Annotated in this window: 13 protein-coding genes; 2 read left to right on the top strand and 11 right to left on the bottom strand. The window is 47.8% G+C overall.

Translation table 11 applies throughout. The annotated features are described in order from the left end of the window. Window positions 1-152 precede the first annotated feature (152 nt). Window positions 153-500, bottom strand: coding sequence for a helix-turn-helix transcriptional regulator (locus tag DW091_RS11165; protein ID WP_058695761.1), 348 nt, complete (start codon window positions 498-500; stop codon window positions 153-155). Window positions 501-1,146: 646 nt separating this feature from the next. Between DW091_RS11165 and DW091_RS11160 the strand changes: the two genes are divergently transcribed. Then, window positions 1,147-2,598, top strand: a complete 1,452-nt coding sequence (locus tag DW091_RS11160) for a GntR family transcriptional regulator (protein ID WP_158577874.1) — start codon at window positions 1,147-1,149, stop codon at window positions 2,596-2,598. A 153-nt stretch (window positions 2,599-2,751) separates the two neighbouring features. Then, window positions 2,752-3,621, top strand: coding sequence for a class II fructose-1,6-bisphosphate aldolase (gene fba / locus DW091_RS11155; protein ID WP_058695763.1), 870 nt, complete (start codon window positions 2,752-2,754; stop codon window positions 3,619-3,621). 63 nt (window positions 3,622-3,684) lie between these two features. On the opposite strand, the gene DW091_RS11150 is transcribed toward fba, so the two are convergent. The 10 genes from DW091_RS11150 to DW091_RS11105 form a co-directional block, all read right to left on the bottom strand. Beyond that, window positions 3,685-4,119 (bottom strand): ACT domain-containing protein, encoded by a 435-nt coding sequence (locus DW091_RS11150; protein WP_317985601.1) that lies wholly within the window; start codon window positions 4,117-4,119, stop codon window positions 3,685-3,687. An 11-nt stretch (window positions 4,120-4,130) separates the two neighbouring features. Then, window positions 4,131-5,432 (bottom strand): phenylacetate--CoA ligase, encoded by a 1,302-nt coding sequence (locus tag DW091_RS11145; RefSeq protein ID WP_058695764.1) that lies wholly within the window; start codon window positions 5,430-5,432, stop codon window positions 4,131-4,133. Window positions 5,433-5,599: 167 nt separating this feature from the next. Next, window positions 5,600-6,178: a precorrin-6Y C5,15-methyltransferase (decarboxylating) subunit CbiT gene (cbiT, locus tag DW091_RS11140; protein WP_074617976.1), complete on the bottom strand. Its 579-nt coding sequence runs from the start codon at window positions 6,176-6,178 to the stop codon at window positions 5,600-5,602. Continuing rightward, on the bottom strand, window positions 6,171-6,797 hold the full coding sequence (cbiE, locus tag DW091_RS11135; RefSeq protein WP_058695767.1) for a precorrin-6y C5,15-methyltransferase (decarboxylating) subunit CbiE: 627 nt from the start codon (window positions 6,795-6,797) through the stop codon (window positions 6,171-6,173). The genes cbiT and cbiE overlap by 8 nt, the downstream gene beginning before the upstream one ends. Then, complete coding sequence (gene cbiD / locus DW091_RS11130) at window positions 6,785-7,912, bottom strand: cobalt-precorrin-5B (C(1))-methyltransferase CbiD (protein WP_058695768.1); 1,128 nt, start codon at window positions 7,910-7,912, stop codon at window positions 6,785-6,787. The genes cbiE and cbiD overlap by 13 nt, the downstream gene beginning before the upstream one ends. Before the next feature lie 131 nt (window positions 7,913-8,043). Further along, a complete protein-coding gene (gene cobI, locus DW091_RS11125; RefSeq protein ID WP_118518169.1) occupies window positions 8,044-8,766 on the bottom strand; it encodes a precorrin-2 C(20)-methyltransferase in 723 nt (240 codons plus the stop codon). An 8-nt stretch (window positions 8,767-8,774) separates the two neighbouring features. Then, a complete protein-coding gene (locus tag DW091_RS11120; RefSeq protein ID WP_058695770.1) occupies window positions 8,775-9,416 on the bottom strand; it encodes a precorrin-8X methylmutase in 642 nt (213 codons plus the stop codon). 73 nt (window positions 9,417-9,489) lie between these two features. Further along, window positions 9,490-10,368 (bottom strand): GHMP kinase, encoded by an 879-nt coding sequence (locus DW091_RS11115; RefSeq protein ID WP_118518168.1) that lies wholly within the window; start codon window positions 10,366-10,368, stop codon window positions 9,490-9,492. Continuing rightward, a complete protein-coding gene (locus DW091_RS11110) occupies window positions 10,349-11,737 on the bottom strand; it encodes a cobyrinate a,c-diamide synthase (RefSeq protein ID WP_118518167.1) in 1,389 nt (462 codons plus the stop codon). Before DW091_RS11110 ends, DW091_RS11115 begins: the two co-directional genes overlap by 20 nt. A 27-nt stretch (window positions 11,738-11,764) precedes the next feature. Next, on the bottom strand, window positions 11,765-13,000 hold the full coding sequence (locus DW091_RS11105; protein WP_224168786.1) for an ABC transporter ATP-binding protein: 1,236 nt from the start codon (window positions 12,998-13,000) through the stop codon (window positions 11,765-11,767). Window positions 13,001-13,013: the final 13 nt, after the last annotated feature.

Here is a 13,013-nt window from a genome sequence, read left to right as displayed (position 1 = left end):
ATTATATCACCAATCCGACTCAGGCGCTACCCCTTTTTATGGGAAATAAGCAGTTTTTTGCCGATTCCGCCAAATAATTCACATATTTTCTGTAATCGGATTACAGGCAATAAAAAACCGGTCTCTTTCTTAAGAGTCCGGTCATTTTATAGTCAACACTCGTTTGATGTTTCATGGCTCATTAAAAAAAGCATCATCATTCTTTCTGCGTATTCCTTTTTTTCATCGGGGCAATGCTCGAGAATGTCGAGCAACGCGGTGTTTTTTTCCTTTTCATCCAGACTTTTGCCGAACAGGATGCTGTCCGAAGACATTTTTAACGCTTCGCAGAAACGTTCAAGACTCTTTAAGGAAAAGCCTTTGGTTCCCAGCTCGATATCTGTTAAAAAAGTCTGTGTAATCCCTATTTTCCGCGCCAAATCTTCACGGCTCATATTTAAAAAAGTTCTACGCTGCCGGATACGCTGGCCGATTGCCTTTTGATCTAACCTTGATTCCATTGTCTTCTCCTAAATTTCAGGGAAAACCAAATAAAAAACTGTGCAGGATAAAACCAACCATGCACAGTTATATGACACTTTTATAAAATGCTAACACAAATAAGCCCACTTATTTATAGGCTGTCCTCTTGTTTTTAGCACAAAAATAGCCTATAATAAGTAATGCGGTACGTGCCCCCCAGGGCCGTTGTGTATGGTGGTTGTGCACCTGCGCAAGCCGGATAAGTGTGCCAGCACTTTCCGGATGCCGCAATTTTTATTTAGTTTTCCCAATATATATACTTTATTATAAATCGAATCTCCCGTCAAAGCAATCTCTTTATTTAAAAACTTTTTATCTGCAATTGAAGTTATCATTTTAATTCAACCAATTATATCCTTTTTATTCGTTTTCTTATTTTTACCCGAATTTGTAATGTAAAAAACCCATTTTAGAATATTTTTATTCTTCCCTTTCCTTAACAACATTTTTTCTGTGTTTAATTTTCTTCAAAATGGGTAGACCTCATTCTAAGACGCTTACCTCTAATTCCGATATGGTAAAGGTTAAGTAAACGAGGATTTCTTTATAATTTTTTCTCAATTTAAATGTAACTTTTACTAAATGATGTTATACTGTAAGAATACCCCCAAAGGAGATTGTATTTTGAAAAAAGAAATTCCATTGTATCTATTTATTTGCAGAAAGATTGAGGATGATATTTACAACGGCAAATTAAAACTGGGTGACACCCTGCCATCTGAACCAAAAATCAGCAAACAAATGGGTGCCAGTCGTAATTCCGTTCGAAAAGCCCTGCGTCTATTGCAGGACAGCAATCTTATTTTCTGTTCCCATGGTAAAAATGCCCAGGTAATCTTTGACAGCCGACTGCCGGAACACCGTGAGGCTTATGAAAAGCGCTTTGAAAACCGGCGGCACGGCATCAGCGATACTTACCGGATGCTCTCTATTCTTTTACCCAGTATCATCACATACGGCGCTTCCAAATGCAGCCGCGAGGATTACATGACGCTCTACGAGATGACCGACAACCTGGACTCTGCCGACCCGATTGAGATGTTTGCCTTCCACTGCCGCTTTATCCGGAATATCCTGAGACGAACAGACAATCCTTTTGTCATTGAGCTTTTTGAACAGATCTGTGATTTTGTCCGGATTGATTCCATTTACAGCAGTATTACCGGCCACACGCTCCATGAAGATCTTTCAGAGGAAGCCATCAAGGGGTGGTACAAAGAGCTGCTCGACCATGCTGCCAAGCAGAATTTTAAACATTTTCATCACTCCCTGCTCCAGGGCCTTAATGAGATCAGCCAGCGCTTTGACGCGGCCTATATTGTAAACGCACCGGCTGCGCCTTCCGAAGCAGAAAGCTTTAACTGGTTTATCGACAATGCTCCAACACCTCTTTATCTGAGGATTGCCAGCGACATCATGTGGGAGAGCGAAAAATCTGGCAATGTAGCCGGCGATTTTCTCCCGTCCGAATCCGAACTTCGCAGCGTTTACGGCGTTTCGCCGGTTACTGTCCGAAAAGCTTTGTCTATCCTGAATTCCCTTGGTCTGACCAGAACCTTTAATGGAAAGGGCACCCAAATTGTCTTTGAGCGCTCCCATTCTCCCGAAGTTCTTGGCCAGCTTGACGAATATCTGAGCAGTCTTGAAATTCTGCGCTATTCCTGCAAAGCCATCGCCTTTGACGCTTTCAAATCCATAACTGAAAAAGACAAAAAGTATATCCTTGAGCTTCTGGAAAGCAAGAGCTACAGCCGCGGCGTTACCACAGCCTTAACCGATATTCTGATCTCGTCGATCCAGTCCCCGGCCATGCACAATATTTATGAGCATCTGAAAATTAAGCTGGCTTATGGCGTTATTCTTAAAACCTTTGTCAGCAACGACGATTATGACCGTGTCGACCGCCTTTTATACGGCGATATGGACAAGCTCGCAAAAGCTGTCACAAACAATGACACCGCCCTGCTGGGAAAAATCATTGAAAGCACCTACAGGCAAACCTATGAGTACTCAGAAAACAAACTAAAGCTTTTATACGCAGAGCAAACTGAAGAAATTAAAGAAAAAACTCCCTGATCTCAAAAAATGAAACCGCTTTAGTAAAATCTGCAAATGATTAACCCGGGTTTTCGTACTGGAAAAATTGGTAGGGGTCTTGAGACTTTTTTGCACTTAATATATAATTTAGACAGTTAGTTAAACTCAAAATTTTAGGAGGATCATTCTATTATGTTAGTATCAGCAAAAGAAATGCTTAATAAAGCAAAAGCAGGCCATTATGGTGTGGGACAGTTCAACATCAATAACCTTGAATGGACCAAAGCGGTTCTTCAGACGGCCAACGAACAGAGATCACCTGTTATCTTAGGGGTTTCTGAAGGTGCTGGAAAATATATGTGCGGCTACAAAACAGTTACCAATATGGTTAACGGAATGCTGGACGAATTAAATATTTCTGTTCCGGTTGCCCTTCATTTAGATCACGGCAGCTATGAAGGCGCAAAAGCCTGTATCGCAGCTGGCTTCTCATCCATCATGTTTGACGGTTCTCATCTTCCTTTTGATGAAAACATCGAAAAGACAAAAGAACTCGTTGAGATCTGCCGGGGCAAAGGCTTATCTCTGGAAGCAGAAGTCGGCGCCATCGGCGGTGAAGAAGACGGCGTCATTGGAACCGGTGAATTCGCTGATCCTGAAGAATGTAAAAAAATCGCTGATTTAGGCGTGACCATGTTAGCTGCTGGAATCGGTAATATCCACGGAAAATACCCAGAAAACTGGCAGGGTTTAAACTTCGACGTTTTAGCAAGAATCCAGGAAAAAACCGGCGATATGCCTCTCGTTCTCCACGGCGGCACCGGTATTCCGGATGAAATGGTCAGAAAAGCCATTGATTTAGGCGTTGCAAAAATCAATGTAAACACCGAATGCCAGCTCGTATTTGCCGAAGCAACCAGAAAATATATCGAAGCCGGCAAAGACCTTGAAGGCAAGGGTTTTGATCCTCGTAAATTACTGGCTCCTGGCACACAGGCCATCAAAGATATTGTAAAAGTAAAAATGGATCTTTTCGGCTCCACCGGAAAGGCCGACGCCTAAGCAGCGCAAAAAAAGTCCGGGACGTAACTTTTGGTTACGCCCCGGTTTTTTATTTTCGCTGTTTTAAAGCGCTTCTAGGTCTTCCTGGGTCAGCAGCTTGACGCCGTTTTTAGAAAGGGCCTCGACTGCTCTTTCGTTATCCTCTACTCTGAAAATCATGTAAGCCAGATCTTTTTTGCGGGTGATAAAGGCATAGGTGTATTCCAGGTTAATATTGCTGTCGCCTAGAATTTTCAGAATATTTTTCAGCGCTCCCGGTTCATCCGGAACAGCTGCTGCCAGTACCGGTGTCAGCTTAAAGATGTAGCCAGCCTCTTTGAGGACGGTCGACGCTTTATAGGAATCGTCCACAATGACGCGGACAATGCCAAAATCCTTGGTTTCGGCAAGGGAAAGGGCGCGCATGTCAATCTCATTTTCTGACAGCACATCCACAAACTTCGACAACTGGCCGGCTTTGTTTTCCACAAATACGGAAATCTGTTTAATAGTCATCATTTACACCTCGTTTAATATAAATTACGTTTATCAATGACGCGAACTGCCTTGCCTTCGCTGCGGGTAATGGACTTCGGCGCAACCAGCTGAACATTAGCATAGATGCCGAGCATGGCTTTGAGCGCGTCCACCAGTTCTTTTTCTCTGGCAGAAACTTCTCTCAGATTATCTGAGAACATTTCAAGGGTCATTTCAACCTGGACATCCAGCTTATCGCTGTTGTTTTCACGGCTGACAATGATCTGATAGTTTGCCGGATATCCCTTGTTTAAGAGCACTGTCTCAATCTGGGATGGGAATACGTTAACGCCCTTTACAATGAGCATATCGTCGCTGCGGCCCATGGGCTTGGTCATCTTGACATGGGTTCTTCCGCAAGAGCATTTTTCGCGGCTCAGGACACAGATATCGCGGGTACGGTAGCGGAGCAGCGGAAAGGCTTTTTTGGTAATACTGGTGAACACCAGCTCGCCCTTTTCACCGTCTGGCAGCACCTCGCCGGTATTCGGGTCGATGATTTCAGCGATAAAGTGGTCTTCATTGATGTGCATGCCTGTCTGCTCGCTGCATTCAAAGGATACGCCCGGACCAGATATTTCGGTGAGCCCGTAAATATCATAGGCCTTAATGCCAAGCTTATTCTGAATATCCTGGCGCATTTCCTCGCTCCAGGCTTCCGCGCCGAAGATACCGGCTTTCAGCTTAATTTCATCCTGAAGCCCCATTTCACAGACTGTTTCGCCCAGGAAAGCGGCATAGGATGGCGTACAGCAGAGAATCGTGGAGCCCAGATCCCGCATAAACTGAATCTGGCGGTCAGTGTTCCCTGAGGACATCGGCAGTGTCAGACAGCCCACCTTGTGGGAACCGCCGTTTAATCCGGGGCCTCCGGTAAACAGGCCGTAGCCGTAGGAAACATGCACCACATCTTCCTTAGTTCCTCCGGCCGCCACAATGGCGCGGGCGCAGCATTCGTCCCACAGGTCGATGTCATCCTGGGTATAAAAGGCGACGACCCGGCGCCCCGTGGTGCCGCTGGTTGACTGGATGCGCACACAGTTTTCCAGCGGCTCTGCCAAAAGGCCGTAAGGATAAGCCTCTCTCAGGTCATCCTTTGTTAAAAACGGCAGCTTGTGTAAATCGTCCACACCCTTAATATCGTCTGGGGTCACATTTTTTTCTTCCATCAGATTTCTGTAATAGGGGACGTTTTCATAAACATGCTTAACCGTCTCAACCAAACGTTCATCCTGCCAGGCCCGGATCTGTTCCCGTGAGGCACACTCGATTTCAGGCTGGAAATAATTCTCCATAATTTTCAATTCCTCTCTGTTATTCTGAGCACACGGCAGCTGCCCTATGCTTTATTATATTATATTGTATACTTTACTATATCATACCATTTTGGCGCTTCACCGTAAACATAAATTCTTTTGTTCTTGTGTATTAAAATTTATACTTTTTGGCGAAGAAGCGGCACCTATTCCACACTCCCAGTAATAATAAAAATTGGGTTGGAGGCTTTCAGCATGGTGAGGCCGCCGATAAACTCACCCCGGCTGACGCCCACCTGGATCATGTCCACATCGGTAAAGTATTTGCGCATCAGGGTTGTTGCCAGAGATGCGTTTTCCATGGTGACAAAATTGGCTACCAGTCTGCCGCCCGGGTTTAGATGTTCCTTGCACCAGATAAAAATCTCCTCAAGCTGTCCACCGGTACCGCCAATAATCACCTTATCCACTTTTTCTTCAATTTCCTCAAGCACTGCCGGCGCTTTTCCCGAAATGATGGTCACATTGTCTGCGCCGAATTTCTCAATGTTCTGCTTTTCAAGCTCCAGCGCTGCCTCCTTGGCTTCGACAGCGTAAACTCTGCCCTTCTTTGCCGCGTAAGCCGCCTCCATGGTCAGGCCACCAGTGCCGGCGCCAATGTCTACCACGATGTCCTTTTCCTGGATACCCAATAAAGAAATGGTCAGAATCCGGACCTCTCTCTTTGTCATCGGGGCCTTGCCCCGGATGTAATCTTCATCTTTATAGCCTGCTACTCTACTCATCTGCAATCACCACTACGGCCATGCCCTTTTCTTTAAAGCTAAGGCCTTCCTCCACTGTTAATCTTGTAATCCGTTCATCTGAATAGGAGAGATCTTCCCCAACATAGAGGAATTTTTCCCCATAACCGTTTTCCCTCAGCGTTTTGGCAATGTAGGCTGTGTTGTGTTCTCCATCCGTCAGAATGCCAATTTTTTTCCCTGTTGCGGCCCGGCCCGGTAAATCCTGATCCCTGCCATGCAGGCTCATCATCTCTGCGTCCTGCCAGGTCATGCCGATTTTAGCAAAGAGATACTGCAGGGAGGATATCCCCGGGATGGCTTCGATATCCTCTGACGGAATTCTCTTCTTCGTGTAGGTCAAAAGGCTGTAAAAGCCGCAGTCGCCTGAAACGACAATGGCTGTCTTCCGGACCGGATAACATTCCTTCACACGCTGCATCAGCTCAGACAACGGTGTTCCTCTGCCGATAATCATGACTTCCTTGCCTGTGGCATCAAAGCTTTCCAGATGCCGCTCCCCACATAAAATAACCTCTGCCGCGGCGATTTCCTTTTTAGCAATGGGAAGAATATAATCAGGGTGCCCCGGGCCAAGGCTTACTACTTTTAATTTGTGCATAGTGCTTTCACCATATCCTTTGCTCCAGCGCTTTCACCCAAAAGGCCGTGGGCCTTTGAGAAAATAATCGTCTCAATTTCGATATTATCATAAACCTTTGCCTCGCAGCGTTTTTTAACCGTTTCGGCCAGGTGGTCAAAATATCCTGGAAGCCTTTCCTCAAACAGATAGTCTACGGCCTCATCAGTAGTGGTGCTGTTCATAATTTTTTCGACGCATGCCTGGCTGCCGCCAAGAAGCGCACAGTGGGCCGCCAGAATTTCCATCCGCCCGTCTGCCACAGCGCTGTGCGTGTTAAACAGGCCGCCTGCCACTTTTACCAGCTTGCCCAAATGCCCGACAAAGAGAATCTTTTTAAAGCCCATCCGCTCTGCTTCCTCAAGCATAAAACCGATAAAATTGCTGGTTTTCACAAGCACCTCAGTGTTCAGATGGAGTGATTCCACAAAATCCTTGCCATAATTTCCCGGAACAAAGATGATCTCATCGATTCCTTTTGCTTTGAGCATGGACAGCTCCAGCCGCATGGATTCCTTCAGGGCGTCCTCGCTCATGGGCTCAACAATGCCCGAGGTCCCCACGACGGACAGACCGCCGACAATCCCAAGCTTCGGGTTAAAGGTCCGTTTGGCAAGGACCTCTCCATCCGGTATGGAGACCTCTACCTCATAGCCGCCCTCCGCCTGGTACTCTTTCATAACCTTCATGATTTCGCGGGTGATCATCTCCCGCGGGACCGGATTAATGGCCGGTTCCCCCACCGGCAGGCTCAGGCCTTTCAGGGTAACCTTCCCAACGCCTCTGCCACCTTTAAAAGTAATGCCAGGCTCAGCCTTTTCGGTCACCTTCACAAAAATTTTAACGCCGTTTGTAATATCCGGATCGTCGCCGCCATCCTTGATCACTGAGCAGGAGGCCCAGTGATCACCGATCTCACAGTCAAACAGCTCAATGGTCAGCGGCCACCCCTTTGGTGTGTCAATGCCGATGGTTTCCAGCTTCTGACCGCCCAGCAGCATGGACACCGCGCCCTTTGCCGCCGCTGTAGCGCAGGAGCCCGTAGTATAGCCGTAGCGCAGCCTCTTACCGCCTTTTTCTATATATTTTTCCAGCATATTATCCTCGCTAAAAAAGGCTTTTTAGTGGATAGTTTATAATTGACAGTGGATAGTTTCTGTAACTATCAACTATCCACTATCCACTGAAAAAAGCCTTTTTTTATCTTCTTATTTTCTTTTTAATCTCATCAGTCTAATGTGATGTCGTAATCCTTTTTGATCAGCAGGGTCGAAAGATATGGAATATCCCCCTTGAGCACTTCAATATCGCGGATAATGCTCTGAGTTTCCATACCGATATTGGATACCAGCACAAAGGAATTGTCCAGTCCGCGTTTTTCCAGCTCCTCTGCCAGACGTTTGTTGTCTGCGCTCACCTTCATAATAACAATGTTGCGGTGCGCGTCCAGAATCTGCCGTATTTCCTCAATGGGCTGTGTCATTGCCACGATGCCCAGTGATTCCTCTCCCTGGGTCAGCGGAACATTAATCTGCGCAGCCAGGTTGCAGAAAGACGGTACGCCGGAAAGAGTTACCACCTCGACGCCCCGCTCCAGAAGGTATTCCATCACATAGGAATAGGTACTGAATACCATTGGGTCGCCAAGGGTTAAAAAGACAACGCTTTTTCCCTCTTCCAGAATTTTTTCAATCTCATCTGCGTTTTCCTTCCACTGCTTTTCCAGCGTCTCGCGCTCTGCGCTTAAGGAAATCATCGGGAAAGACATCTCCACCACGCGCGTATGATCCGTAATGTGGCTTTCCACAATCCGATATGCGATGCTTGGTTTCCCCATTTTTTTAGTCGGTGTGATGATCACATCTGCCGACTGCAGAATTTTGTGTGCCTTTACTGTCAGTAAATCCGGATCTCCAGGGCCGACGCCCAAACCATAAAATATACCTTTCATTCTTCCTCTTACCAATCCCGTCCTAATTTATAAAGCATGGCGTTTAAAATCGCCGCAACCACTGGGCTTCCGCCCTTTCTGCCGTTAATACGAATGTATGGAACCTCCAGGGCGTCCAGCTCGTCAAGGGCTTCCTTGGATTCTGCCGCACCCACAAAGCCGATGGGTGCACCCACAATTAAATCCGGCTTTGCTTTTCCTGCCTTGATAAATTCGATGAGCTTGTAGAGCGCGGTCGGCGCGTTGCCAATGGCAAAAATACCGACTGTATCGTCATCCAAAGCCTTTTCCATGCCCACCGTTGAGCGGGTAACGCCCCGTTCCTTTGCGGCCTTTGCCACATCCTCGTCGTGAACATAGTTGACAATTTCAAGCTGATGGTCTGCCAGTGCTTTGCGGTTAACCGCAACCTTGATCATGCTGGTATCCGCATAGATCTTTTTACCGGCCTCGAGGGCTTTGAGCCCGCTCTCAACCGCGTTGTTTTTAAATTCAATCAGGTCGGCGTACTCAAAATCAGCGGTGGTGTGAATCACGCGCTTCACAATATCTGCAATCTCCGGCGGAAAGGTTTTTCCGCCAAGCTCCTCGGTAATAATCTCAAAACTTCTTTTTTCAATTTCTTTCGGGTTGTTGATATAAGCTGTCATTTAGTTTTCCTTTCGTTGTTCGTGCGGTGAATCCGCTTCATCTCTGGCTGTGGCCTAAAAGAAAGGCCTCGGCTTAATTTTCGATGGAGACTTTCAAGCCTCCGGGAATAATATTCTTCAAAAACAGCGCGTCGTAGTCCTTCTTAGGGACAACGTTCAGAAATCGCTGCATAAAAGCAGTGTAGTTAAAAGTCTCCTCACTGTACAGCACGCCGATCACTGTGCCGCTGTGGCCTGTAATAACCCCATGTCCGCCAAATTCCTCAGACAGGGCCGCCAGTGCTTCAAGGTGGGGCTTGTATAAAATCTTCTGGTTGAGCCGCGCGCTCTCGGTACAGGCGTGTCCAATGGCGCTGAGGTTTTTATCCCGCAGCCCTTGTTTAAAAAGGTCCAGTACCGTTTCAAACCGCTCGACCTCCTGACGTGTGTAGCCATCCTGCTGACGATGAAAATTCATGGTGTTGACGGCTCCCTTGAATTCCACAATCAATATCTGCGCTTCCAGCTGTGCCTCAAAATTTATCAGCACATCGCCGCACACATGGTTGAAAAGATTCAGCCGTTCAAACATGATATTGTCGGTGGGCTCGATGAACACGCAGAGCTCTGCGATGGTTTTGTCGCTGAGGCCCAGATCATAGTAGGCACTCAGGCCCCTGGCAATCCCGGCAATGTCTGCGGTGCTGCTGGCCATTCCCTTTTCAATGGGAATTTCTGAGGACATCTGGATGTTTATATGATGCTTTTCCTCTCTTGGTATGCTGTATTCTGAGAAGATCAGATCAAGCATCTGAACGGCTTTGGTGTCGAGCATACGGGTCGCCGGTCCTTCCACAATACGGATATTGGAATAGAGGTCGACGGGACAGGATACAAGGCACGGCTGTTCCTGGTAGATTCCCTGGATAAATTCTCCGCAGGAACCCGGTGATTTAACCGTTACTGTTCTCACTGTCCTGTTCCTCCAAGCTTTTGATTTCTTCGGCTTTATCAAGGAGCGCCAGCAAAAACTGCGGGTTGCTGTAGAAGTGAATGTGCGGGTACCCGGCAAGGGTATTCCCCTGACAAAAGCCGCAGGTCCATTTCCGCTCTCCCTTCGTGATCTGGTAACGCGTGGGGATTGGCTCCTTCTCATGCACCAGACTGTGATGGAACTCATGCCCCTTAATCTGTATGGGCATGCCGTGGATCACGGTATCAATATCGATATAGCCAAACCGCTGAAGGCGCTTGGTCATCTTCGTATCCGCCTTAAAAAAGCCTGCCGCCTGATACTTTTCCCCGTCAAGCATCTCCATGCTTTCTGTCAGATACATGAGGCCGCCGCATTCTGCAAAACAGGGAAGACCATTTTCTAACGCAGCCTTAATGCTTTCCCTGAATCCCTGATTCTTCTCAAGGTCTCGCCCGAACATTTCGGGAAAACCGCCGCCGATATACAGAGCATCCAGACCCTTTGGCAGCTCGCGATCCTCAAGGGGGCTGAAGGGCACCAGCCGGACGCCCAGCTTTCTGAGCGCGTTAAAATTATCCTCATAATAAAAGCTAAACGCTTTGTCCTTTGCAAACCCTATGGTCAGATCGCCATAACGCCCCGCAAAGGCGTCAAAGGGATCCTTCTGAACCTCCGGTATGGCTTCTCTGCGGCTGAGCGCCAGCATCCTGTCCAGGTCAATATGTTCCTCCGCCAGCGCCGCTGCTTTTTCCACCTGCTCTCGAAGTCCCTGAAGCTCATCCACCGGGATGAGACCGAGATGCCGACTGTTCATAACGATATCTGGACAGTTCGGAAAATACCCCACACAGGGCACCCCTGTACAGGTCTCAATCATTTCCTTTAAGAGCTGATAGTGGGATTCCGAAGCGATCTTATTGATGATCACCCCGGCAATTCGGGTTTCGGGGTCAAAATCCACATAGCCCTTTACCATCGCCGCCGCGCTTTTGGACATTCCCCGGCCGTCAATGATCAAAAATACCGGCGCGTCCACCACCTTTGACAGATAAGCGCTGCTGCCTACATCGGTCTTTAGTCCATGTCCGTCATAGAGTCCCATCACACCCTCGATCACTGCCACCGAATCCTCGGACAGCTTGTGATAAAACAAGGACCGGATGGTCTCACGATCCACCATCCAGGTGTCCAGATTGGTGGATTTTTTTCCAGTGACAAAGGTGTGGAACATCGGATCAATGTAATCTGGTCCGGTTTTAAAAGGGGCAACCGGACAATTTCTTTTGCACAGGGCAGACATCACCCCCATGGTTACAGTTGTTTTCCCAACATTACTGCTGACTCCCGCCAGCATAAAAGTATTCATAACACAATCTCCCAGGTATCCCAATTTCTAGCGCTGCTGAAGCATTTCCAGAAACGCATCGTGGTCTCCGATTTCGACCACTGTTTTCTTTTCACGTATCTTATTCAGACAGGCCTCCAGCCTGCCCTCAGTAAAATCATTATGAAGGCAGTTCGCGTGCAGATAAATCTCCGCGTCCAGCTTTTCAAGGCCTTCCAGATTATTGACATTGCCAAGTCCAAAGGGCACGTCCGCAATCAAAACAATGTCGGCATCGTGCATCAGCTTTAAATTTTCCTGCTGCTTTTCCATGGAAATGGTGGTAAATGGCCGTTCCTCCACAATATCGAGGTTCAGCGATTTACAGACCAGCCAGTCGTCACTGCCTTCATTGATGACACCAGCGGTTACCCGGTGCCCCATGTCGTCCAGCTCCTCAATGACCTTTGAAGCACCGCTGCCGCCGCAGATCACATGAATGTGCAGCGGATTCCGGGCCTCCTCGCCCTCAAGCACGCGGATGGGTACGATCTCCGGTTTTTCAAAAACCGCATTCTCACGCACCAACATTTTCATATTGTAAAGCTGTTTCAAATTTTGCTCAATGACCACGTCCGCTGGCGGCCCGTCTGCCACCACTCGGCCGCCCTGGATCATGATCAGGCGCCCACAGTAGCGCGACGCCAGATTAATATCGTGCAGAACGGCCACAACGGTCATATGGTCGTTTTTATTAAGCTGGTCAATCAGCTCCATAACCTCGATCTGATGATGCACATCCAGCGCGGAGGTGGGTTCATCCAAAAGAATAATGTCCGGCTCCTGGGCAATGGCCCGCGCGATGATCACACGCTGCTTTTCACCGCCGCTCAGCTCATTGAACATACGGCCTCTGAAGCCAAGGGTTTTGGTCATCTTCATAGCCTGCTCCACAATCCGGTAATCCTCGACGCTCTCGCGGTCCCTGTAGCTCAGATAAGGGTTCCTGCCCATGAGCACAATATCCTCAACCGTAAAGTCATAGTCGATATCAAAGGACTGGGGAACGACGGCCACCATCTGAGAGCGTTCACGCTGCTTAAGACCAGCGTTATCCCTGCCCTTTACCACAATCCGGCCGCCGGTAATGGGCAGAAGGCCCGACAGGCATTTGAGCAGCGTGGATTTGCCCGTACCGTTCGAGCCGATAAGGCCGACAAACTCACCCTTATGAATCTCTGCTGTAAAGCCCTTAATCACCTCTTTGCTGCCATAGCCGGTATGAACGCCTTCAAATTTCAACATAACAGCATCTTCC

Source organism: Eubacterium sp. AM05-23, assembly GCF_003477535.1.
GTDB classification, from domain to species: Bacteria; Bacillota; Clostridia; order Eubacteriales; family Eubacteriaceae; genus Eubacterium; species Eubacterium maltosivorans.
This window is presented reverse-complemented; position numbering and strand designations above follow the sequence as displayed.